Origin of the sequence: Paenibacillus sp. MB22_1, assembly GCF_047200555.1 — a bacterium.
GTDB lineage: Bacteria > Bacillota > Bacilli > Paenibacillales > Paenibacillaceae > Fontibacillus > Fontibacillus phoenicis.
Genome location: NZ_JBLADV010000001.1, coordinates 2,156,139 through 2,178,537, shown reverse-complemented (window position 1 = coordinate 2,178,537; position 22,399 = coordinate 2,156,139). Strand labels below are relative to the sequence as shown.

Below are 22,399 nucleotides of genomic sequence, written 5' to 3'. Positions count from 1 at the left end.
TAGCTCTTACCGGAGTCGAAGACAGCACGCATTCCAAGAGGGCTTGGCCGCAAACGCGGGCCGGGTCCTTTTGCATTCTGTGACAACGATATTGCATAACGGTGAACATCCGCCGCCATACGTTGCTTATGCCAATAAAGTAGGTTAGAATGAAGTGAGAATCAGTGAGAATCACTTAGAATTATTCTAATGTGATAATTGTTATGATATAATGGCAAGAACAAGGGCGGCGGCCCTAAGCAAATAACGTTAATTTTCGTGAATGGAAGGAGCAGTTACATGGCAACGCATTTTGTAGTTGAGGGTTTGAAAGCAACAATCGAGGAGAAGGAGATCCTGAAAGGGATTAACCTTGAGATAAAAGGCGGGGAAATCCACGCCATCATGGGACCAAACGGAACCGGGAAAAGTACGCTGGCTTCTGCGCTGATGGGTCATCCGAAGTATGAAGTTACGGATGGTAAAGTGACGCTGAACGGGGAAGACGTGTTGGAGATGGCCGTTGACGAACGCGCCCGCGCCGGTATGTTCCTGGCGATGCAATATCCTAGCGAAATCGCTGGCGTAACGAATGCAGACTTCCTGCGCAGTGCCATTAATGCCCGCCGCGGCGAAGGGAACGAAATCTCCCTGATCAAATTCATTCGTCAAATGGAAGAGCAAATGAAAGTGCTGGAGATGAATCCAGAGTTTGCGCACCGTTATTTGAACGAAGGCTTCTCCGGCGGGGAGAAGAAGCGGAACGAAATTTTGCAAATGCTGCTGCTGGATCCGAAGATCGTCATTCTGGACGAAATCGACTCCGGTCTTGACATCGACGCTTTGCGGATCGTGGCGAATGGTGTAAACTCCATGCGCAGCGAAGACCGCGGCTTCTTGATTATTACCCACTACCAACGTCTGTTAAACTATATCAAACCGGACTACGTTCACGTGATGATGCAAGGCCGCATCGTGAAATCCGGCGGTCCTGAGCTTGCCGAGCGCCTGGAAGCGGAAGGTTACGATTGGGTCAAGGAAGAGCTGGGTATCGTGGACGAAACAGTTGGTCAAGAAGCCTAAACGGAAGGAGGAGTAGAGAATGACGACACAAACCGTACTTCCGGTAGAAGCGGAGCAATTGAAACAACTGTCCGCGAAGCGCGGCGAACCGGACTGGCTGACGGACAGCCGGACGAAGGCGCTGCAGCTGGCGGCGGAACTGGAACTGCCTCAATTGGAGAAGACGCGGATTGACCGCTGGGATTTGAGCAACTTTGGAACGCTTGCTGAAGCTCGGGTTGAAAATCCGCAGCAGTTGCCTGACAGCATCCAATCGTTGGTGGACTTGACTGAGCAGAGCAATTTGCTTGTTCAACGGAATGCAGATACCGTATTTACTAAGTTGGCACCGGAGCTGGCGAGCCAAGGGGTGATCTTCACCGATTTGGAGACCGCCGTGCGGGAGCATGGGGATCTGGTGAAGGCGCACCTGCACAGCGTGATCAAGCCGGACGAGAATCGGCTGGCAGCTTTGCATGCCGCGTTGTGGAATGGCGGGGTTTTCCTGTACGTTCCGAAGAACGTGGTGATTGATACGCCGCTGCAAACGATTTTCCTGTTGGATGATGCAGGTTCTGCGTTCACGCCTCACGTCCTGATCGTGGCGGACACGAACAGCCAAGTCACCTACGTGGATAACTATATTTCTGTGAATCTGAATGGAAGCATCGTGCATAACGGTGCAGCCGAAGTAATCGTGAAGCCGGGCGCCAAAGTCCAATTCGCTACGGTGCACCATTTGGCCGAGCAAGCGACGGATGTGACATATCGCCGCGCCGTTGTTGAGAATGACGGCAGCATCGAATGGATCATCGGCGAGATGAACAATGGCGATTCGGCAAGCGAAACGCTGTCGATCTTGAAAGGGAACGGCTCGAACTCTGATGCGAAGGTCATCGCCGTTGGTTCGGGGAAACAACGTTTGAACTATACGACGAAGGCCGTACATTACGGGAAGAGCTCGAACAGCCAAATGATTACCCGCGCGGTGATGCGGGAAGAAGCTACGGCGATTATTAACGGGATCACGAAAATCGAGAAAGGTGCCACGAAAGCGGACGGCCAGCAAACCGAGAAAGTGCTCATGCTGAGCCCGAAAGCCCGCGGTGACGCCAACCCGATTCTGCTGATTGACGAAGATGACGTTTCCGCAGGACACGCCGCTTCCGTTGGGCAGGTGAACCCGGAACAAATTTACTACTTGATGTCCCGCGGGATTACCCGTGCAGAGGCGGAACGCTTGGTGATCTACGGCTTCTTGGCGCCGGTGGTTTCGGATATCCCGCTGGAACCGTTGCAGAAGCAACTGCAAGGTCTGGTGGAAAGGAAGCTGGGACAATGAGTATCCATGCTGAAGAGCTCAAGAAGCAATTCCCGATTCTGCAGCAAGAGATAAACGGGCATCCGCTCGTTTATCTCGACAGCGCGGCTTCCTCGCAGAAGCCGGCCGTCGTGATCGAAGCATTAAAGCATTATTACGAATGGGATAATGCGAACGTGCATCGCGGCGTCCACACGCTGGGCAGCCGGGCGACCGATGCTTACGAGAACGCCCGCGAGAAGGTAGCCCGATTTATCGGGGCTGCGCGCCGGGAAGAGATTATTTTTACCCGGGGCACAACGACGTCGCTGAATTTGGTTGCATCCTCTTACGGAGCGGCGAATGTCGGTGAAGGCGACGAAATCGTCATTACTCCGATGGAGCATCATAGCAATTTGATTCCTTGGCAGCAATTGGCGTTGAAGAAGAAAGCTGTATTGAAATATATCCCGCTGCAGCCGGACGGTCATATCGATTTGGCGGATGCGGAGAAGACGATTACTCCCAAGACGAAGATCGTGGCGACCGCCTACGTATCCAACGTCCTGGGCGTTGTTAATCCCGTCAAGGAGCTCGCGGCGATTGCTCATCGCAACGGGGCGGTTATGGTTGTTGACGGCGCGCAGAGCACCCCGCACATGAAGGTTAACGTACAGGAGCTGGATGCTGATTTTTATGCTTTTTCCGGCCACAAAATGTGCGCACCAACTGGAATTGGGGTACTCTATGGAAAGAAGCATCTGCTGGAAGCCATGGAGCCGATCGAATACGGCGGAGAAATGATCGACGATGTCGGATTGTATGAATCAAGCTGGAAGGAGCTTCCTTGGAAATTTGAAGGCGGGACGCCGATTATTGCAGGTGCGGTTGGATTGGCGGCAGCCATCGATTTCCTTGAAGGCATCGGGCTTGAGGAAATTCACCGGCACGAGGCCAAGCTTGCCACTTATGCGATGAACCGCCTGTCAGAGATCGAAGGGCTGGCCCTATATGGACCGCGCGAGCGCGAAGTGGGGCTGATTACCTTCAATCTGCAGGACATTCACCCGCATGATGTTGCGACCGTGCTTGATGCTTCCGGGATCGCCATCCGGGCGGGTCACCACTGCTGCCAGCCGCTGATGCGTTGGCTTGAAGCAAGCGCAACGGCTAGAGCAAGCCTGTATTTATACAATACGGAACAGGATATCGACCGACTGGCGGAAGCTTTAATCCAAACAAAGGAGTATTTTGGGTGATGCAACTAGACGATTTATACCGCCGTGTCATAATGGATCATTATAAAAATCCGCGGAACCGCGGGAAGTTTGAGGAAGGCGCGCTGACGGTCGATTTGAACAATCCGACCTGCGGCGACCGCATTTCCTTGCAGTTGATTGTGGAAGGAGACGTCGTCAAGGACGCCCGCTTTACCGGGGAAGGCTGCTCCATCAGCATGTCGTCGGCTTCGATGATGACGGAGGCCGTCAAAGGACGGACGATCGAGGACGCGATGGAGCTAGCTGGACGGTTCTCCCGGCTGATGATGGGAGAAACGGTGGAGTTTGACGACTATGAAGATCTTGAGGCCTTATCCGGCGTTAGAAAATTTCCTGCCCGCATCAAATGCGCTACGTTAGCTTGGAATGCGCTGAAAAAAGGAATCCAAGCGGAAATCTAATCCCCTGAGGAGGTAGCCGAACATGGCCAAAAAAGCACCGGAATTAGAAGAGTATAAATACGGTTTCCGGGATGAACACAAGGCGATCTTTCAATCCGGTAAAGGCTTGACCCGTGAAATCGTAACGGAAATCTCCCGTATTAAAGGCGAGCCGGAGTGGATGCTTAATTTCCGCCTCAAATCGCTTGAGCAGTTCGAGAAAATGCCGTTGCCGCGTTGGGGCGGAGATTTGAGCGAGCTCGATTTTAACGATATTCAATACTACGTGAAACCATCTGAGAAACAAGGTAAGACGTGGGAAGAAGTCCCGGCAGAAATCAAAGAAACGTTTGATAAGCTGGGGATTCCAGAGGCCGAGCAGAAGTTCCTGGCCGGCGTCTCCGCGCAATACGAGTCGGAGGTCGTATACCATAGCATTCAGAAGGACCTGGAAGATCAAGGGGTTATCTTCATGGATACGGATTCCGCATTGCGTGAGTATCCGGAACTGTTCAAAGAGTACTTCGGTACGGTAGTTCCTGCTGCGGACAACAAGTTTGCGGCTCTGAACAGCGCCGTATGGTCCGGGGGCAGCTTCATTTACGTGCCAAAAGGCGTGAAATGCGAAGTGCCGCTGCAGGCTTATTTCCGGATCAACTCGGAGAACATGGGACAATTTGAACGTACGCTGATCATCGCCGACGAAGGCAGCTTTGTGCATTACACCGAAGGCTGCACGGCGCCGATTTACAGCACGAACTCGCTGCATAGCGCGGTCGTGGAAATCATCGTGAAGAAGGACGCTCGCGTTCGATACACGACGATCCAGAACTGGGCACCAAACATCTATAACCTGGTTACGAAACGTGCGGTAGCCGAAGAGAACGCAACGATGGAATGGGTTGACGGCAATATCGGCTCGAAGTTGACGATGAAGTACCCAGCCGTTATCTTGAAAGGCCGCGGCGCGAAAGGCAGCGTGCTGTCCATCGCCGTTGCCGGCAAAGGTCAGCTTCAGGATGCCGGTGCGAAAATGATCCACCTGGCGCCGGATACAACGTCGACGATCGTGTCGAAGTCGATTTCCAAACATGGCGGTAAGGTTACTTACCGCGGTCTCGCTTCCTTCGGCCGACAAGCGGAAGGCGCGAAATCGAACATCAAATGCGATACGCTGATTCTCGATAACGAGTCGACGTCGGATACGATCCCATACAACGAGATCATGAACGACAATATCACGCTGGAGCATGAGGCGACCGTATCGAAGGTGTCGGAGGAGCAGCTCTTCTATCTGATGAGCCGCGGTCTGACCGAAGAAGAAGCAACGCAAATGATCGTTATGGGCTTTATCGAGCCGTTCACGAAAGAGCTGCCGATGGAATATGCGGTAGAGATGAACCGCTTGATCAAATTTGAGATGGAAGGCTCGATCGGTTAAAAGTTTAGGCCAAACGAAAGGAGAAGCCCCTGAGCGGGACTTCTCCTTTTTTTGCGTGGTTGGGCTCTACTGGCGGATCGTTACGCTGGTTCCGATCGGCACGATCCGGGCTAGCTCGATGACGTCCGGGTTATACATTCGGATACACCCGTGTGAAACCTCTTTGCCGATGGAGGAAGGATCATCAGTGCCGTGGATCCCGTAATGGGGCTTGGACAAGCCCATCCAATAGGCGCCAAACGGCCCGCCGGGGTTCGGGGCCTTGTTGACGATCGTAAACGTTCCTTCAGGGGTTTGTGTGAGCATTTTGCCGATGCCGACCGGAAACCCGCGCACGACGATGTTGTCGTCCAGCAGATACAGCATCCGGTCCGACAAGTCCACGATGATACGGTAATTAGGCATGATTTAGCGTAGCCTCCCGTATTTTTACCATTAGTGTATGTTGGGCGGGCTGGCGTTGACTGGGCGAAAGGATTTAAATTGGTATGCTTCTATTTTTTATTGAATAAGTGACGTATAAATATGGTTATGCGTAAAGAAGTCAAATTTTGTAGTGTTAAAATAAAAAATTACAAAATATCACAAAAAAACTATATACATATTGCGCTTAATGGTGATATGATGAATATGTAAAAAAAAACCAAAAAAGAATATTTTTTTGTTCACCATTTATGATTTTACATATTTAAATAAAAAACCAATACCAGTGAGCTTTGGCGGGTCAGCTGGTATCGGTTTGGGTGGCCTAGCCTCTTTGGTGTACAAAGAAGTAGTCCTATCATTTATTATAGCACATTTGTTTGATTAATAATATTTTATTAAATAAATAGATGGTTCAGTAGATTGTAGCAGGCATGCCCTGATTACAATAAAAATCAAATAGGAGTAGGTGTAATCCTTCATAAGGAACAGCATAAAATAAAATACATAAAAAATGGAAGGGTTAAATATATACCGAAGAAGGAGCGATTCTATTTATCAACTTCATAGAGTAAGTAGTATCATATGTACGCGATGTAGAAAGAGGTTTCAAAAACAAAAAATAGTGAGGTGGAAAAATGCGAAATATTAAGAGAATTAGCTCTGTTGTCATGACGGTATTTCTTAGTGTAACAATTGTTGGAAGTTCTTCAGCGTTTGCTTTGGCTGCTCCAACTGCCAAGGAAGTTGCCGATAGCATTGTAACAAAAAATCAAAAAGTCATTAATCAACTTAAGTCAGACCCTGAAGTTACTTTTATCTACGACGATGGCAAAGGAAATGCTTCTTTTATTCCATCCAAACTGGTTAAGGATAAATCGAAATATGAAGCTAAACTCAAGAATTTTTCAGCACAAGATAATTATAATATTAGTTTGTATGATTGGCAGTCTGATGAGCATAATGGAGCCGAACTATACAACACTTTTGATACGAATGTTTATGTCGAACAAGGTAATGGACTTACTACAGATTACAAAATTACATTTTCAGGTACATCATATACTGCTTGGTTAGGTTCAAATCCTGTAAATGCGACAAAAATTAATCACACCGATAATTTCTCCTATAATTATGTAGGAACCTCCGCTACTATTTCTTGGCCTCCTGGAATCGGGTTTACAGGTGGTGGGTCAAGTGCATCTGTTACTTATCCTGAATTATCAAATGCGTGGAGATATGACCATAAGTATAGCGGAATTGTTGGTAAAGCATACGCTATTACCTCTGCTATTCGTAGCAATGTGGCTACTTATTTGTTCGGTACATCGACTATAACGATTGGAACAAATGACTCTGAACTAGTTTGGTAAATTAAACTTTTTGGATAACTGGCGGGCTTTTATATTAGCATATATAAAAATCATAATACTACAGAATTTCTGAAAAACTCCAGAATAGATTAGGCCATCTATATAGATGGCCTAATTCTGAATGAAGACCACTATAATAATTCAAATTTCCAAAAAAGTGAGGTGTTATGCTTGAAAAAATGTGCTTTATTAATATTGATTTTGGTTTTTTTGGTTACTGGATGTACTTCTAATTCATTCTCTAGCAAGGATGTAAGTTATTTTTCGGAGGATTTATCTAGAATTCCAAATCATAAACTAGATATGTTATTGCAACAAAGTTACTTTTCCTCTGGCGATATTGCTGGCTTTAATTCTGTTGCTTTAGCAAATAGCAAAATAACACTTTATTCTATAATATGGATTCTTAAGTTGATGGAACTTATGAATTTTGATGCAGATTCACTGACATATCTTAACGAGTTAGTAGATCAAAGCCAAAGAACTGATTGGGAATTAGAAAATATAAGAACAATTACAAATATTAATAGATTAGTTCATGTTAGCGCGTTTAAACCAGACGAATTCATTAAGTATTTAGAGAGTCATTTTGATCATAAAGACAATTTATTCTTTTGGGAGAAAAAAAATGAAACATTTGAAGAAAAATTATCTGCTACTGTAGTAGCAATTTCTGCACTAAAATACATAGATCCTAAATCAATTATGTTACAAAAAGTGAAAAGTAAATTTATTAGTCTATATTCTGATGATTCTTTCTTTGAATCATTCGAAGTATCCGACGGTATTTTAAATTACGGTGGAGTAATTATACTTGGATTGAAGGAACTGGATATTACACCAACTAATTTGCCACAGGCGATAAATTTAAAAAGAAAAGAATCGGTTTCTAGAATTAGTGAAAAAGTAACTTCAATTATGAATTATGATTTCTTATCAATTCTTACTATATATAATCTGGTTCAATTAAATCAGTTCTTTGAACTACAGATTGACATAGAACCGTATTTAAGCTCGATGTTTTCTGAAAAATCATCTTTTTCTGATCTTTATTTAAACAATCAATTGGTTGCTGACCCACAATATCTTTATATAATACTACAGCTATGTTTATATTCAAGGTATGAGTTCCCATTTAAAACGGAGTTGCATGACTATATAAACAATTCTGTGACAACTCGTTTTACTAGTACTTTAAATCCTATATTAAAAGTAGATGACAATTATTTTGGTTTATATTTATCTGAATCATCAGGGTTTAAATACGATAAAACAAAAGTAAATCAATTAATTTCTACATGGCATAGGGTTCTTATGGAAGAAAACATATCCATAAAAGATAGCGATAAGCTTAAAAATATTTATTTTCTAACAAAATCAGCGAAATTGTTAAATGTTGTATTTAATGAGAACAAACAACTCCCTAAAAGTATTGGAATGTATCTCGATTCAATTTTGTTATCTGAAAATAATACAAATGATGTACAAAAAATATTAGATATTTCACTCGGGATAGAACTACTTAACGAATTAAAAGTTGATCTAGATAACAACTTACGCAAAAAAATCGTGAGTTTTATCAAAGATAAGATTCAAGCTGAGCAAAGCCAAAATGAAATAATTCAGAGCATTTATGTTTGTGATGTTTATAAAATTATGTACCTTCTAGGAACCAATAATTTTGAAAAAAATGATTTAAGTAAAGTTTATAATGCTATCGAAAATCTATATGTTAGCGGTGGTTTTAAAAATAATACTCGACCAAATGGAGAGCCGGATCTATTCTCGACTTTAAAAGGTGTGAAAACATTAAGTTTAATGTCAAATTTAGATGAGAAAAGAAAAAAGGAAGTGAATCAATTTCTAAGTTCTGTTTATGACAATGAACTTCTATATACTATTTCGCCTAGAAACAAAACAACAGACTTAAGAACAATCTCGGCTGGAATTAATGTCGAGCAATTAATTGGGGGGATTTAAATAAAACCAATTAAGATGCTATCTATAATTCTTTGTTTTTTTCTTTTAATAATTATTAAAACGAGTGTTGAAATTAATGCATCGAATGGTATCCCGTCACAAGGTCTTTCAATTATAAAGTACATTGGTCTTCGGGATAACAGTCTTTACAAGTTTACTGGGGAAAATGTCACGGTAGCAATTGTAGACAGTGGTATCGCGCCACATAACGATATAGAAGGCCATAGAATTATTAAATCGATAGATTTTGTTAATAATAAAGATAACAAAATGTATGATGACTACGGACATGGAACCTTTGTTGCTGGGATTATAGGTGCAAATGGCGCACTTGTTGGTATTGCACCGGAAGTCAACTTTATAGCAATAAAGACAATAAATGAGTTTGGAGAAACTGATGAAAATAAACTATCTCTTGCTCTAAATTGGATTTACGAAAATAGAGAGAAATATAACATAAGGTTAGTCTATTTGTCAGCAGGTAAATATATTCCACAAGATAGAGGAAACTCTAAAATCAAATTTTATGTAGAAATATTAAATACGGAAGGGATCATAATTGTTTGTCCATCTGGTAATGAGGGTCCAAATAAGGATAGTGTCTTATTCCCTGCAACAATAAAGAATGTTCTAACTGTGGGAACAGTAAACAATAACTATACTTATGATTTGGAGGATGATAAATTGGCAAGTTTCTCCTCTTGGTCAGAGAGCCGTCACAAACCCGAGTTGGTTACTGTTGGAATAGACATCTTATCACTAAGTAATATTTCAGGTGATAGTTATAGTTTAAATTCGGGAACCTCCTTTTCAGCCGCAGTTGTGACTGGAGTAATTGCTCTAATGTTAGAATCAGATCCCAATGCAACAGTTGAAACAATTAGAAATCAATTGTTGACAAACAGAAAAAATACTATTGATTATCAGCCGTGGTCAGGGGAACTGTTCTTTATAAATAAGTGATCAAATGGTTAGTTTGTTCCCTTTTTTCTAACCTCTCTTTTGAAGTTTCATGGTACTGATAAAAGGTTTAGGATATATTTTGTATTATCCGAGTGCAGGGTTGGTTAATTTGAACTACTGCACTCAATTTTTTATATCATATATTTTGAGGGATTTTCATTTTTATCGACGTAGTATTAGAAAACGAAGAATGTTTTGGAGGGTTCAAATGAAAATAAATGAGGATAATGTAGTTGGTGAGATGCGAAACCAAAATCCTCGTGCCCTTGAATATGTAATCAAAGTATATGGTAGGAGTCTATATGCACTTGCACGTCGTATTTTATCTGGCACGGGAAGTGATCAGGATGTTGAAGAATGTATCAGTGACGTCTTTGTTATTGCTTGGAAAAAAATTAGTGAGTTCAATGAAAACAAGGGGACATTCAGAACATGGCTACTTATACTTACCAAGTATAAAGCATTGGATTATCACCGGAGGTTAAACCGTACACAAGGGGTAAAAGAAGAAATGAATGACTGGATTGTGGGAAGTGAGCGTCCCGATGAAATTGTATTTTCTTTGGAACAAAGAAAAGAACTTGTGCAGGTAATTAATCAACTACCCGAACCTGACCGAACTATTTTAATTAAGCGGTATTTCCAATATGAATCAATTACTCAGATCGCTAATTGTATGGGATTGTCAGTGAAGGCAATCGAGAACCGATTGATACGTACAAGAAAGTCATTAAAACAACAAATTATAAAGCTAAGGGAGGGGGATGATTATGGACATAAATAATGAGGAAAAACAGATTTTTAATCTAATAAATTCCATTGATAAGTATGGAGTGGATGATATTGAAAGCATAAATTTTTTTGCGGATGAGTTACCAGATGTTAAAACATTATCAAGAATAACAGATAATACATTTCGCCGCCTTGGGCTAAAATATGGATCTTCATTAAAACGATCTAGACGATCAATGATTGCTAAAGCGTCAATCTTAGTTTTACTTTTAGGTACAGTTCTGATGACCATTTTGTCTCCGGAAGTGATAGCAGATCTGCGGAAACGACTTAACTTTATTCCTGGATTAGGAATTGTGCAGATGACAGAGCAACAAGATCAACACATATATGTGTTAGAACAACCTTTTGAAAATATGTTAGCTGACGTAAAGCAGACTATTTATGGGGTTGTAGTGACAAATAAAGAAGTGCAGATTTCCTTGGTAGGTACTGGGGGGAACCCTCCTAAAACCGTTTCACTAATAACTGAAAGTGGGCGTGAATATCAGCTTCAACTTGCAATAAGTAATCAGACGGAACATTCCTGGCAAAGTTCATATTACTACTTAGGTGAAGTGGAGGTTCGGGATAACCCGTCATTTAAGCTACGTTATGATAATAATGTTATAGGACCTTTAATTCTCACTGAAGCAGAATCTGCAGAAAATATTGAGCAATTAGGACCAAGTAATTATAAAAATGGAGTATTAATAACATCGGTGGTCAAACTACTAGAGAAACATCGTGTCCGAGTTAACCTGTTATCGGATTTGCCTTACTCAAATAGAGTTGATTTTGGGATCCATTCATCCAGAGGATTACGATTAACCGATTCCAAAGGAAACGAAATCGTTATACAAAATGATTCGACATCTAAGTATAATCCGAATGAGTTATTGTTTGATGCAAATGAGGAAGGTCCCTTTACATTAACCATTCCTAAAATAATAGTTGCCGACATGTCCAATTTGCTATATAAAGTAACTCTGCCTGTACCCACCCAAGGGCAAATTACTACCAAAGTCTCAGTAACAGCAGCAGATTTTTCGATTGATTTTTTGAGTGTGGAACGTAAAGATGACTCAACAGTGATCATTAAAACAGATCTTCATGATGAGAAGGACCATGCAAAAAAGCTACGTGATTTTAGAGTGGTTGATCATACAGGGAATGCCGTTACGTACAAAACTCAGCTTGATGAATCAACTTTAGAAGTAAAAAATCTAATTTTTAGCATTGATCCAAAACAAGAATATCTGACATTCAATATAACTGAACCAACTTATGTAATCAATGGTCCTTGGACGTTACAATTTTTCCTGCCTTACATGAAATAGTGTTTTTTTTCAATTGATATTGATATGTAACAAAAAAAAGCTTCCTCTAGTCGAGATCCCTGCAAAACACCCTCATTTTTGGTTGAGGGCATAAGACGCTGTGGCAACCGACTAAAATGTGGCATAAAACAAATAAATGCAGTCCGTTCTCCCTTAAGAGGCGGGCTGCATTTGTTCTTTCAGCTTCACCATTCGCTTCACGTTTACCACAAAAGCGGTAAGTATGGCTTGTATTCGCATGCGAAATAGACCACGGTATTTGGCCTTGGTCATCCCATGAAATCTTTTCAGTTCGGCATTCTTATGTTCAATGATCGGTCGGCGGCGAATGCGTTCTTTAAACGTATTACTGTTCTCAAATTCGATTTGTTCCTTGAAGTGCTCTGCCACGATCCGAATGGAGTAGGTTTTGCTTTTCGCTCCCGGTTTCAAGCAACCTTCTCTAAGCGGGCAAGTCTTGCACTTCTCCGTATCGAAGTAAAAGACAAGTGAACGGCTTTCGCCACTTTTCTTGCTTCCTTGTACAGCTTTACGAGTACTGTGCTCACCTGCCGGGCAAATCACGAAATCCGCATCCTTATTGTATTCAAAGCCCTCTTGCCTCAGGCCCCCGTTATGTACAACTGGATTTAGTGGGACAACAGGCCGGATCCCTTTGGATTTCATCTCGGCTAAGTTATCTTTACCTGAATACGCGGTATCGGCAATGATTTCATCGACTTCAATTCCTGTTGCCAGGGATTGGTTCAAGAGTTCTTTGAATTGCTTTCCGTCATCCGAGCTTCCTCCGGTAACGATTACGGCAGTGATCATCTCCTCTTCGGTCATGGCAATGTGTTCTTTATAGCCAAAAAAGGACTTCGTACTGCTCTTCCAACCGAAACGCGCGTCGGGGTCAATCGCCGACAAAATGCCTTTTTGGGCAAGCAACCGCTCATCTTCCACGATCGCTTTGGCGATCCGGATCTTCTCCGAGATGGAACCCTCGTGATCGGGTAACAGGGTCTCGACAGTCTGTCCAAGTTCCGCCAAGTAGTGCAGCATGACCTTCTCCGCATCCTCCTGATCTTTCTTCAGCTCCGGTAGCCGTGGGAGTTTCTTTTCGAGCTTCGGATGCTTTTTGACTACGACACGGAATAGGCGCTTTGCCGCATCTCGTAGCACCTCAAGAGGCTTTTGTTTTTGTGAAGCTGCCAGCGTATGGGTGGAGTCCATGATGATTGTCTTTGATTTCACTAATCCCTTCTCGATGCACTGACGAACAACGGCTTTGAGTACCTCATCTACGGCTCCAGCGCCTAAACGATGATTACGAAAGCGAGATAGTTGAGAGGGATCCGGAAGTGGATCTTCCGGGTTAAGCCCCAGAAACCACTTGTAAGCAAGGTTGACCTGTGCTTCTTGGATCATCCGTTCGTCGGACGGATTGTAGAGAATCTGCAAAAACAGCAAACGAAACAGGAGCTCAGGCTCATTAGCCGGTCTCCGATAATATTCACAGTAAGATGAACAAACGAGTTCATGAATGAAAGAGAAGTCGATGACTTCATGAATTTTACGCAGCTGATGGTCTTCCGGAATGAGTTTGTATAGTTCGGTATGGAAAGATACCGTCATTTGTTTGGCAGACTGTAGCAAGGGTCTCATCTCTCTCATTTTCTTTTATATATAACAAACCCAGTACCTATGTGGAACTGGGCTTGTTTTTTACAGATTTTAGGTTGACTTTTGCAGGGATCTCTCTAGTCGGGTCAAGACCTAGAGGAAGCTTCATAAATTTATAAGTATACTTCCGCTATCGAAGTTTCGCGTTCTTTGGACAGGTCGACAAATCGGGAATCCGTCTTGACCAGCGGACGGAAGAAGTCCGTTTGATTCGTCATGACGATAGAACCGATCTCGCCGGTGCTCAGCATCACTTTCTTGCCGATGAAGTTCGGCAACAGATGACGGATCAATGCTTGCGTTGGCTCCGGGCTCAACTGGCCGAAGCTAAGGCTGTTTAACTCGCGCAGCACGGACAGCAGCTCCTGCTTCGAGCGGTAGACCCGGTTGGAGGTCATCGCCGCATACACGTCTGCAACCGCGGCGATCTTGGCGAACGGATGGATATCCTTGCTTGTTAAGCCATGCGGATAACCGCTGCCGTCCTCCCGTTCGTGATGCTGCAGCGCCACCAAGGCCGAAAGCTCGTCTCCGGTAGAATTGAGAATAATGTCATGACCGTATTCGGAATGACGCTTCACTTCTTCGAATTCCTCCGGCGTCAGCTTGCCGGGCTTGGATAAAATGCTCTGTGGGACCTTGCTCTTGCCGATATCGATCAAGTAGCCGGCTTTCCCAGCCTTGTAGGCTTCTTCCTTAGGATACCCTAACCAGGAGGCGATATAATAACTGAGCATGCCGACTTGCATGGAATGATGGTAAGTATAATTGTCACCGTCACCAATCATCAGCAATAAAGAGACGACGTCCTTCTGGTTATCCAGTTCTGAGATCATCGGCTCTAACAGCTTGTCCACTTTCGCTTCGTCGATCGTCCCGTTCGTTAGCGCTTTCAGGAACAGTTCCTCGAAACCGTCAACGGCTTCATCCATATATGGCTTGGCCCGGAAGGCAGGATCCGAAGGGAATTCGGCGTCTAAGGTTTGCGGTTCGATATCTACGTAGTCAATCCCATGCTGCATTAGCTTAACGATGGAATCGCTGCTCAATTCACAGCCTTTCTGCAAAACAAAAACGCCGAAATGATTAAATACGTCATGTTGGAGACGGTCGCCTGGACTGAGCTCCATAATATGTACTTTCAAAGACGATGACACCTCGTAATCTTCCTGTTTTTCTTAATCATATCAGGAAACAAATGGGTTGACAACGAAATTGTTAGGTTTGTCAATCACCCGAAAGGAGGTGTTCTCCCGGTACACGAGGGTCCCACGGACCAAGTCCATGGCCCTTCCACTCCGAACCGTCTTCCCAGATTTCCTTTTTCCAGATCGGGACAATCTGCTTAAGACGTTCAATCGCGTAGCGGCTGGCCTCGTAGCATCCGGCCCGGTGAGGTGCCGATACGGCGATGACGACACTGATTTCCGCGATATCCACGCGACCGATCCGGTGGCTGATCGCACAGCGGGTTCCTGGCCAGCGCTCCGTGATCTCGGCGCCGATTTGGCGCAGCTTGGCTAAGGCCATCGGCACATAGGCTTCGTATTCGAGATGGACGGTCCGTTGACCTTGCGTCCATTCCCGGGTAGTCCCGGTGAACGTTAGAACGGCGCCATGGTCGGGGGTGATAACCTTAGCCGTGATCTCCTCCACGGACAGCGGTTCTTCCGTGATGATGTACAGTTGATCGTCCGCCGGATCCGAAGCATCGTTCGAACTCCATTCTCCGCCGGATACCGGCGGGATCAGTGCGATCTCGTCCTCCGCATGGATGGGCGTATCGCCTGCAGCGTACTCCTGATTTACCGCAACGAAGGAGGCGGAAATCAGCGCAGCTGCTGAGGGATAAGCCTCAGCTAACGCTTCCTTTAACGAGGCTGCTGTAATTGGACGTTCTGGATAAGGGTATGCAAAGCTTAAGGTTGACGTACCGATCCGGTCCGCCAACCCGGCAAAAAGAGCAATTTGAATATTCATAGGAGTCTCCTCGGAATAGTTTGTAAGTAATATACATTATAACAAGACAACGATCAATTTTAAGGTATATAATACACATTGAACTCTAAAATTTAGAATAAGCCGAATAGATTGAGAGGGCAAGGAGGTAGTGCTTATGCCGGAGACGAACCAGGAAACGTTAACGATACTCTACACCAACGATATTCACAGCCATTTTGAAACGATGGGGCGCATCGCGGCGATGATTGATGAGTTGCGTGCCGAGGCGCCGGCTTCTACGCTCCTTCTCGATATCGGCGACCATATGGACCGGGCGGCGATCGAAACCGAAGGCACCTTAGGACAGGCCAATGTGGACGTGCTGAACCTAACGGGATACGATGCGGTAACGATCGGCAATAATGAAGGGCTGACCTTTACGCCGGAAATGTTGGGCCAGGCCTACGCCGGCCTGCACAGCTCCGTCGTTTGCGGAAATATCGTAGAGATGCGGACGGGACGGCCCCCAGCGTGGATGCAGAGCCGTCTGGTCGTGCACAAGCAGGGGTTTAAGATTGGGCTGGTGGCTGCGACGGCTGCGTTTGCTGAGTTCTATGAGCTGCTGGGCTTGGAATCCCTGAATCCGCTGGAAACGATCGCCAGGGATGTAAGTCAGCTGCGCGATGAGGTGGATCTGGTCATTGTGATGTCCCATTTAGGCCTGCCGATGGATCAGCAGCTGGCCGAGACGGTACCGGGCATCGACCTGATCATCGGCGGGCACACCCATCATTTGCTGGAGGAGCCGCTGCGCATCGGATCAACGATGGTTACGGCTGCAGGGAAGTTCGGCAACTACTTAGGGAAGGTTGTTGTTCTCCGGGAGGCCGTAACCGGACGGTTATCGATGGACGGGGTTTGCCTGCCTGTCCGGGAAGGGCCGAAGCTGGAGCAGGTGGAGACGGCCATCGCCTTGCAGAGAGAAGCAGCAAAGCTCCGGTTGAATCGCACGGTTGCGGTGACGGATCGCGAGCTGCCGGTGTCCTACGAGGCAGAATCTCCGTTTGGCAATCTGCTGGCTCAAGCGGTGCGCCGTCATACCAACAGCGAATTTTCTCTGGTGAACAGCGGTCAGCTGCTCGCTAGCCTGCCGGCTGGAGAGATCAGCGAAGGAATGCTGCATGAACGTTGCCCTTCGCCGATTAACCCTTGTACGATGCGGCTGTCCGGGGAAGATATTTTGGCAAGTCTGGAGGAATCGCTGCTTGAGGAGAAGATGGGCAAATTCATTATGGGATTTGGCTTTCGGGGAAAGGTGCTTGGCGGCATTTGCGTTGACGGAATGGAGATTGAATACAACCCTGACGCTCCCCCCTTCGAGCGGATCATCCGGGCAAGCGTTGCGGGCAAGCCATTGCGGAGCGACCAGACGTATCTCGTAGGCACGCTGGATATGTTCACCTTTGGCGTCGGTTATGAACGATTAAAGCGGGGGACGGAGAAGCGTTATATGCTCCCTGAATTTTTGCGCGATCTGCTCCGCTTTGAACTGCAGACGGCCGGCGCAGTGGATACCTGTTTTCAATCCCGGTGGAAAAAAGTAGAATAACTATAGCGCGAAGTCACACTCGATCAGGAGGAACGAATGAGTCTTATTGTCTCGATTATTTTAGCCATTGTGGAAGGTTTAACCGAGTTTATTCCGGTCTCGTCGACGGGACACATGATATTAACTGCCAAGCTGATGGGATACGATGATCAGTCGCCGGAGATGAAAACCTTTGAAATCGTCATTCAGCTTGGGGCGATCCTTGCCATGGCCTGGGTTTACCGGGAACGGATCTTAAATCTGCTTGGCTTAAGCAAAAAAATAACGGTCGTTGACCTGAACGCCCCGAAGGGCCGTCTTAATTTAATCCATATTCTGCTGGGGATTGTGCCGGCGCTGGCTGTCGGATTTTTCTTCCGCGATTTCATCAAAGGCCTGTTCAGCTCGCAGACGGTATTGTGGGCGCTTGTCGTTGGCGGCCTATTCATGATCTTCGCCGAATGGTTTAATAAGAACAAAGCGGAGGTTACTGCGCAAGAAATGGATCAGCTGACCTATAAACAAGCGCTTCTGATCGGGTTGTATCAGTGTATCTCCGTGCTCTGGCCCGGCTTCTCCCGGTCCGGCTCGACGATTGCCGGCGGGATGCTGAGCGGTGCCAGCTACAAAGCGGCTGCCGACTTCTCGTTCCTTATCGCCATCCCGATCATGTGTGCGGTGTCCGCTTACGAAATGCTGGATTCGTACCGCTATTTGACGTCCGAAACGATCGGGTATTTCTTGATCGGTTTTGTGGTTGCTTTTGTTGTGGCCTATGTGGTCGTACTGGCGTTCTTAAAGCTCATCCAAAAGGTGCAGCTTCGCCATTTTGCTTATTATCGGTTTGTTTTGGCCGCCTTGTTCTGGATCTTTATTATGCGTTAATACACTTCAAGGGCGGGCAGTATTTCAAGCTGGAATGAAATCCAGGAAAAAGATTTATAATGAGGACGGGAGAAACGTCATCTTACGACAGTAGATATGTCCGCTTTCGCACTCCATCCGGATTGCGGGAGCGGACGGAATAGAAATGGTGGTAGTGGATAATGAGAAAACAGACGATAACGATAAATGAAGGCATTCGGCCGATCAGCCCGAGTTATGATCCATGGGACCCGATTTTGTCCCTGCGGGAGTTTGGTCGTCATGCCTTAACCAGCGTCGAGCTGACGGTAACGAATTTATGCAATATGCGTTGCGAGCACTGCGCGGTTGGCGACAGTCTCGTGCTGAAGGAACCCGAGCAGCTTCCGCTGCCGCTGATTCTGAAGGCGCTGGATGAAGTTGAACATTTGCAGACGATTAGTATCACGGGCGGCGAGCCGACATTTCGGCGCCAAACCGTGGAGGAGAAAATTATCCCGCTGCTGAAATACGCCAAGGAGCGCGGGATTCGTTCGCAAATCAATTCCAATCTGACATTAGACTATGAACGTTACGAGAAGCTGCTTCCTTATTTGGATGTGATGCACATCTCGTTTAACTATACAAGCGAACGCGATTTCCATGAGATCGGATTCGCTCGCAGCGGACACCCGGTCAAGCCGGAGGTCGCTTATAAAATGTACGAGACGATGATTGAGAACACACGCAAACTCAGCGAAGCGGGCATGTTCGTGTCTGCCGAGTCGATGATTAACTATCGGACGCACCGCAAACTGCCGGAGATTCATCGCATGATCGTAGAAATGGGCTGCAAAAGACATGAGGTCCATCCGATGTATGCGGCCGATTTTGCCGAAGGGTTGCCTGTGCTGGCGTTAAGCGATATGCGAGCGGCGATCCACTCGCTGCTGGACGCTCGGGATCCGGACGTATGGATGCTGTTCGGAACGCTGCCTTTCTTTGCTTGTAACGGGAATGAAGAAGACTTGCAGCTGCTGCGCAGGCTGCGGAAAGAGCCTAACGTGACCGTTCGCAATGATCCGGATGGACGTAACCGCGTAAATGTGAATATGTTCACCGGGGATGTCTTTGTAACGGATTTTGCTGCCATCCCGGCCTTTGGCAATGTGCGGGAAGGGAAGCTGGACGAGATCTTCAGCCGCTGGCTGACGGAGCATCCATTAAACCAGAAGGTCAACTGCCACTGCGATGCGGCTGGTTGCTGCGGCCCGAATCTCTTGGTTGCGGACATGTATTATCAAGATACGGATTTTAAATCGCGTAAAGCGGCTGCTCTATAAGTAGAACTAAACTAGAAAAGAGGCGTATGACATGCCGGTAGCCCTCGATGCTCATACCAATTTTGAAATCGGCAAGCTGATATGGAACTTACTGATCGTCCTAATTCTCGTCTTCTTAAACGGATTCTTTGTGGCTGCCGAATTTTCGCTCGTGAAGGTTCGCCAATCCCGGCTGACTCAACTGGCCCGGGAGGGCAACCGCCGGGCGAATTACGCACTGAAGGTCAATAAGCGGCTCGACACCTACTTGTCGGCGACACAGCTTGGCATCACGCTGGCATCGCTGGGGCTCGGGTGGGTCGGAGAACCTGCGGTGTCCGAGCTGTTAATTGAACCGCTGATGCATAAGATGGGCGCAACCGATCCCACTCTGATCTCCACGGTCTCGGTGGCGGTCGGTTTTGCGATCATTACGTTTTTACATATTGTGATGGGGGAGCTGGCTCCAAAATCGCTGGCGATCCAAAAGTCGGAAGCGGCGTCCTTATGGCTGTCTTGGCCGTTGTTGATGTTTTATCGCTTATTCCTTCCCGTGATCTGGCTCTTGAATACAGCGGCAAACGGCGCGCTCCGGCTGATTGGAATTGAACCGGCCAGTGAGAGCGAGGCGGCGCATTCCGAGGAAGAAATTCGCATTCTCATGGATCAAAGCGCCAAAAGCGGCGTCATCGATAAAGATGAAATGAAGCTGGTGGACAATATTTTCGACTTCTCCGACATGCTGGCCCGTGAGGTCATGCTGCCGCGGACGGATATGGATTGCTTGTACACGAATTTGAGCTGGGAAGATAATATGAAAATCGTAGCCAACACGAAGCACTCCCGCTATCCGGTTGCCGTCGAGGATAAGGATCAGATCATCGGGTTCGTACATATTACCGACCTGCTGCTGCCCGATTCGGAGAAGCCGCTTCGTTTGGAGGAGATGGTTCGCCCGATCCTGAACGTGCCGGAGTCGATGGAAATCAGCCAGGTGCTTCGCTTGATGCAGAAGAAGCATTCTCAAGTAACGCTTGTCGTCGATGAATACGGCGGAACGGCCGGACTGCTGACCGCGGAAGAAATTCTCGAGGAGATCGTTGGCGATCTCCATGACGAGTTCGAGGATGAACGTCCGGATATCGAGAAAATAACGGATGATGTCTATTCGGTGGACGGCCGCTTGTTGATCGAAGAAGTCAATGAACTGGTCGGCAGCGACATTGAAGACGAGGAAGTGGACTCCATCGGTGGCTGGTTGTTTAAGGAGTTGGAAGGCACCCCGGCCAAAGGCAAAAGAAAACAGGTTGACCGCTTCTTATTCGAGGTTGAGGAAGCCAGCCGATTGCGCATCACGCGCGTGAAGGTCATCCGCCTCGTTGTCGAGGAGCCGGAAGAGGAAATCGAAGAGGAATAAAGCCGGACAAGCTTCATCCGGCTGCATAACGCTGTCCCTGGGATTTAGGGGCGGCGTTTATTTTTTTGTAAAAATACGTCTCTTCTGGTTCATTATTTGGGCGATTGTCATATGTTATAGGTAGGATGCAGGGAAAATTTGGTGGCTTGCCTGCATGACCAATGCTTGAAGTAAGGAGGAAGTTTCTTTGAACCATCCTCAAGAACGTGTGTGGACCCCGTATATTGGCCCATTCGATCCGTGTCCGCCGATCACGCAAAAAACCTACAGCACCCCTCCGCAGCTGTTTATCCACTTTCAACCTCCGAATTTGCCGCAGTTTAGCCCGATGGATGCCCTGAGACACGGTACGTTATGGCCGGCTTTGTACAGCCCTTATGAATCCAAATGGGGAAAAGGACGGTGATCCCATGTCGACAAATCCCAACAACCAACCGTTCGATCAGGAGTTTTACGAGAAGCTTGAGAAGCTGCAGGCGCTGGACTTCGCGCTGGTAGAGCTGAATTTGTATCTGGATACGCATCCGGATGATCTTGCCGCGATCCAGCAATTTAATCAGCTGACCCAGGAGCGGACGCAGCACGCAAATCATTTTCAACAGTTGTATGGCCCGCTGCAAAACTTCGGGCGCGCGTATTCGAAATTCCCGTGGGAATGGTCGAAAAGCCCTTGGCCGTGGCAGGTTTAGCTTTCCTGCCTTCCATCCGTGACGGGAAGCTAAAGGAGGTTAAACAGGAATTATGTGGGTGTATGAGAAAAAGCTGCAATACCCGGTACGCGTCAGCAAATGCGATCCGCGGATGGCGAAACTGCTGATCGAGCAGTACGGCGGCGCTGATGGGGAGCTGGCAGCAGCGCTGCGTTATCTGAATCAGAGATATACGATTCCCGACAAGGTGATCGGGCTCCTGAACGACATTGGGACAGAAGAATTCGCCCATCTTGAAATGATCGCCACGATGGTCTACAAGCTGACCAAAGACGCGACGCCGGAGATGCTGAAGGCGGCCGGGATGGATCCGTATTATGTGAACCACGACAAGGCGCTCTTTTACGAGAACGCGGGCGGGGTGCCTTTTACGGCGACGTACATCCAGGCGAAAGGCGATCCGATCGCCGACCTGTACGAGGACATCGCAGCCGAGGAGAAGGCGCGGGCTACATATCAGTGGCTCATCGACATGACCGACGACGTGGATATCCAGGACAGCCTGAAGTTCCTGCGCGAACGCGAAATCGTGCACAGCTTGCGGTTCCGTGAAGCGGTAGAAATTCTGAAAGAGGATCGGGAGCATAAGAAATTCTTCTAATTTTTGAAATGAACTTATTT

The 22,399-nt window shown here is 46.6% G+C and carries 21 protein-coding genes; 17 read left to right on the top strand and 4 right to left on the bottom strand.

Annotation, left to right across the window (positions count from 1 at the left end; genetic code table 11):
- Positions 1 to 279 precede the first annotated feature (279 nt).
- The 5 genes from sufC to sufB are packed head-to-tail and all read left to right on the top strand — an operon-like array spanning position 280 to position 5,442.
- On the top strand, positions 280 to 1,062 hold the full coding sequence (gene sufC, locus ACL02P_RS10290) for a Fe-S cluster assembly ATPase SufC (RefSeq protein ID WP_036646691.1): 783 nt from the start codon (positions 280 to 282) through the stop codon (positions 1,060 to 1,062).
- Positions 1,063 to 1,081: 19 nt separating this feature from the next.
- Positions 1,082 to 2,383 carry a Fe-S cluster assembly protein SufD gene (gene sufD / locus ACL02P_RS10285; RefSeq protein WP_009227086.1) on the top strand — a complete coding sequence of 434 codons (1,302 nt, stop codon included), beginning with the start codon at positions 1,082 to 1,084 and terminating at the stop codon, positions 2,381 to 2,383.
- The gene (locus ACL02P_RS10280; protein WP_009227087.1) at positions 2,380 to 3,600 is read left to right on the top strand and encodes a cysteine desulfurase; all 1,221 of its coding nucleotides are present in this window, start codon (positions 2,380 to 2,382) and stop codon (positions 3,598 to 3,600) included. The genes sufD and ACL02P_RS10280 overlap by 4 nt, the downstream gene beginning before the upstream one ends.
- Positions 3,600 to 4,022, top strand: coding sequence for a Fe-S cluster assembly sulfur transfer protein SufU (sufU, locus tag ACL02P_RS10275; protein ID WP_036646693.1), 423 nt, complete (start codon positions 3,600 to 3,602; stop codon positions 4,020 to 4,022). Before ACL02P_RS10280 ends, sufU begins: the two co-directional genes overlap by 1 nt.
- 22 nt (positions 4,023 to 4,044) lie before the next feature.
- The gene (sufB, locus tag ACL02P_RS10270) at positions 4,045 to 5,442 is read left to right on the top strand and encodes a Fe-S cluster assembly protein SufB (protein WP_009227089.1); all 1,398 of its coding nucleotides are present in this window, start codon (positions 4,045 to 4,047) and stop codon (positions 5,440 to 5,442) included.
- 66 nt (positions 5,443 to 5,508) lie between these two features.
- On the opposite strand, the gene ACL02P_RS10265 is transcribed toward sufB, so the two are convergent.
- A complete protein-coding gene (locus tag ACL02P_RS10265; protein ID WP_412837210.1) occupies positions 5,509 to 5,847 on the bottom strand; it encodes a L,D-transpeptidase in 339 nt (112 codons plus the stop codon).
- 656 nt (positions 5,848 to 6,503) lie between these two features.
- Here ACL02P_RS10265 and ACL02P_RS10260 point away from each other — a divergent pair.
- From ACL02P_RS10260 to ACL02P_RS10240, 5 genes are all read left to right on the top strand, one after another.
- On the top strand, positions 6,504 to 7,238 hold the full coding sequence (locus ACL02P_RS10260) for a hypothetical protein (protein ID WP_412837209.1): 735 nt from the start codon (positions 6,504 to 6,506) through the stop codon (positions 7,236 to 7,238).
- A gap of 171 nt (positions 7,239 to 7,409) precedes the next feature.
- Positions 7,410 to 9,218, top strand: coding sequence for a hypothetical protein (locus tag ACL02P_RS10255; RefSeq protein WP_412837208.1), 1,809 nt, complete (start codon positions 7,410 to 7,412; stop codon positions 9,216 to 9,218).
- A 15-nt stretch (positions 9,219 to 9,233) separates the two neighbouring features.
- Positions 9,234 to 10,181 (top strand): S8 family serine peptidase, encoded by a 948-nt coding sequence (locus ACL02P_RS10250; RefSeq protein ID WP_412837207.1) that lies wholly within the window; start codon positions 9,234 to 9,236, stop codon positions 10,179 to 10,181.
- Between the two features lie 208 nt (positions 10,182 to 10,389).
- Positions 10,390 to 10,965: a sigma-70 family RNA polymerase sigma factor gene (locus ACL02P_RS10245; RefSeq protein WP_412837206.1), complete on the top strand. Its 576-nt coding sequence runs from the start codon at positions 10,390 to 10,392 to the stop codon at positions 10,963 to 10,965.
- Positions 10,952 to 12,292 (top strand): hypothetical protein, encoded by a 1,341-nt coding sequence (locus tag ACL02P_RS10240; protein ID WP_412837205.1) that lies wholly within the window; start codon positions 10,952 to 10,954, stop codon positions 12,290 to 12,292. The genes ACL02P_RS10245 and ACL02P_RS10240 overlap by 14 nt, the downstream gene beginning before the upstream one ends.
- Before the next feature lie 153 nt (positions 12,293 to 12,445).
- On the opposite strand, the gene ACL02P_RS10235 is transcribed toward ACL02P_RS10240, so the two are convergent.
- The 3 genes from ACL02P_RS10235 to ACL02P_RS10225 all read right to left on the bottom strand — a co-directional run bounded on the left by ACL02P_RS10235 (position 12,446) and on the right by ACL02P_RS10225 (position 15,937).
- Positions 12,446 to 13,909 (bottom strand): IS1182 family transposase, encoded by a 1,464-nt coding sequence (locus tag ACL02P_RS10235; protein ID WP_412837334.1) that lies wholly within the window; start codon positions 13,907 to 13,909, stop codon positions 12,446 to 12,448.
- A gap of 161 nt (positions 13,910 to 14,070) precedes the next feature.
- Complete coding sequence (locus tag ACL02P_RS10230) at positions 14,071 to 15,102, bottom strand: HD-GYP domain-containing protein (protein ID WP_028538233.1); 1,032 nt, start codon at positions 15,100 to 15,102, stop codon at positions 14,071 to 14,073.
- Positions 15,103 to 15,184: 82 nt separating this feature from the next.
- Positions 15,185 to 15,937 carry a molybdenum cofactor biosynthesis protein gene (locus ACL02P_RS10225; protein ID WP_009227092.1) on the bottom strand — a complete coding sequence of 251 codons (753 nt, stop codon included), beginning with the start codon at positions 15,935 to 15,937 and terminating at the stop codon, positions 15,185 to 15,187.
- Positions 15,938 to 16,073: 136 nt separating this feature from the next.
- Between ACL02P_RS10225 and ACL02P_RS10220 the strand changes: the two genes are divergently transcribed.
- The 7 genes from ACL02P_RS10220 (at position 16,074) to ACL02P_RS10190 (ending at position 22,379) form a co-directional block, all read left to right on the top strand.
- The gene (locus ACL02P_RS10220) at positions 16,074 to 17,507 is read left to right on the top strand and encodes a bifunctional metallophosphatase/5'-nucleotidase (RefSeq protein ID WP_412837204.1); all 1,434 of its coding nucleotides are present in this window, start codon (positions 16,074 to 16,076) and stop codon (positions 17,505 to 17,507) included.
- Positions 17,508 to 17,543: 36 nt separating this feature from the next.
- Positions 17,544 to 18,371, top strand: coding sequence for an undecaprenyl-diphosphate phosphatase (locus ACL02P_RS10215; RefSeq protein ID WP_009227094.1), 828 nt, complete (start codon positions 17,544 to 17,546; stop codon positions 18,369 to 18,371).
- Positions 18,372 to 18,532: 161 nt separating this feature from the next.
- On the top strand, positions 18,533 to 19,672 hold the full coding sequence (yfkAB, locus tag ACL02P_RS10210) for a radical SAM/CxCxxxxC motif protein YfkAB (RefSeq protein ID WP_009227095.1): 1,140 nt from the start codon (positions 18,533 to 18,535) through the stop codon (positions 19,670 to 19,672).
- 31 nt (positions 19,673 to 19,703) lie between these two features.
- The gene (locus ACL02P_RS10205) at positions 19,704 to 21,068 is read left to right on the top strand and encodes a hemolysin family protein (RefSeq protein WP_009227096.1); all 1,365 of its coding nucleotides are present in this window, start codon (positions 19,704 to 19,706) and stop codon (positions 21,066 to 21,068) included.
- A gap of 187 nt (positions 21,069 to 21,255) precedes the next feature.
- Positions 21,256 to 21,474 (top strand): spore coat associated protein CotJA, encoded by a 219-nt coding sequence (locus ACL02P_RS10200; protein ID WP_009227055.1) that lies wholly within the window; start codon positions 21,256 to 21,258, stop codon positions 21,472 to 21,474.
- A gap of 4 nt (positions 21,475 to 21,478) precedes the next feature.
- Positions 21,479 to 21,757, top strand: coding sequence for a spore coat protein CotJB (locus ACL02P_RS10195; RefSeq protein ID WP_009227054.1), 279 nt, complete (start codon positions 21,479 to 21,481; stop codon positions 21,755 to 21,757).
- A 52-nt stretch (positions 21,758 to 21,809) separates the two neighbouring features.
- The gene (locus ACL02P_RS10190; protein ID WP_009227053.1) at positions 21,810 to 22,379 is read left to right on the top strand and encodes a manganese catalase family protein; all 570 of its coding nucleotides are present in this window, start codon (positions 21,810 to 21,812) and stop codon (positions 22,377 to 22,379) included.
- Positions 22,380 to 22,399 lie beyond the last annotated feature (20 nt).

Coding starts and splice junctions, on each gene's coding strand:
- sufC (WP_036646691.1), top strand. CDS start 280: ATGGCAACGCATTTTGTAGTTGAGGGTTTGAAAGCAACAATCGAGGAG.
- sufD (WP_009227086.1), top strand. CDS start 1,082: ATGACGACACAAACCGTACTTCCGGTAGAAGCGGAGCAATTGAAACAA.
- ACL02P_RS10280 (WP_009227087.1), top strand. CDS start 2,380: ATGAGTATCCATGCTGAAGAGCTCAAGAAGCAATTCCCGATTCTGCAG.
- sufU (WP_036646693.1), top strand. CDS start 3,600: ATGCAACTAGACGATTTATACCGCCGTGTCATAATGGATCATTATAAA.
- sufB (WP_009227089.1), top strand. CDS start 4,045: ATGGCCAAAAAAGCACCGGAATTAGAAGAGTATAAATACGGTTTCCGG.
- ACL02P_RS10265 (WP_412837210.1), bottom strand. CDS start 5,847: ATGCCTAATTACCGTATCATCGTGGACTTGTCGGACCGGATGCTGTAT.
- ACL02P_RS10260 (WP_412837209.1), top strand. CDS start 6,504: ATGCGAAATATTAAGAGAATTAGCTCTGTTGTCATGACGGTATTTCTT.
- ACL02P_RS10250 (WP_412837207.1), top strand. CDS start 9,234: ATGCTATCTATAATTCTTTGTTTTTTTCTTTTAATAATTATTAAAACG.
- ACL02P_RS10245 (WP_412837206.1), top strand. CDS start 10,390: ATGAAAATAAATGAGGATAATGTAGTTGGTGAGATGCGAAACCAAAAT.
- ACL02P_RS10240 (WP_412837205.1), top strand. CDS start 10,952: ATGGACATAAATAATGAGGAAAAACAGATTTTTAATCTAATAAATTCC.
- ACL02P_RS10235 (WP_412837334.1), bottom strand. CDS start 13,909: ATGACGGTATCTTTCCATACCGAACTATACAAACTCATTCCGGAAGAC.
- ACL02P_RS10225 (WP_009227092.1), bottom strand. CDS start 15,937: ATGAATATTCAAATTGCTCTTTTTGCCGGGTTGGCGGACCGGATCGGT.
- ACL02P_RS10220 (WP_412837204.1), top strand. CDS start 16,074: ATGCCGGAGACGAACCAGGAAACGTTAACGATACTCTACACCAACGAT.
- ACL02P_RS10215 (WP_009227094.1), top strand. CDS start 17,544: ATGAGTCTTATTGTCTCGATTATTTTAGCCATTGTGGAAGGTTTAACC.
- yfkAB (WP_009227095.1), top strand. CDS start 18,533: ATGAGAAAACAGACGATAACGATAAATGAAGGCATTCGGCCGATCAGC.
- ACL02P_RS10205 (WP_009227096.1), top strand. CDS start 19,704: ATGCCGGTAGCCCTCGATGCTCATACCAATTTTGAAATCGGCAAGCTG.
- ACL02P_RS10195 (WP_009227054.1), top strand. CDS start 21,479: ATGTCGACAAATCCCAACAACCAACCGTTCGATCAGGAGTTTTACGAG.
- ACL02P_RS10190 (WP_009227053.1), top strand. CDS start 21,810: ATGTGGGTGTATGAGAAAAAGCTGCAATACCCGGTACGCGTCAGCAAA.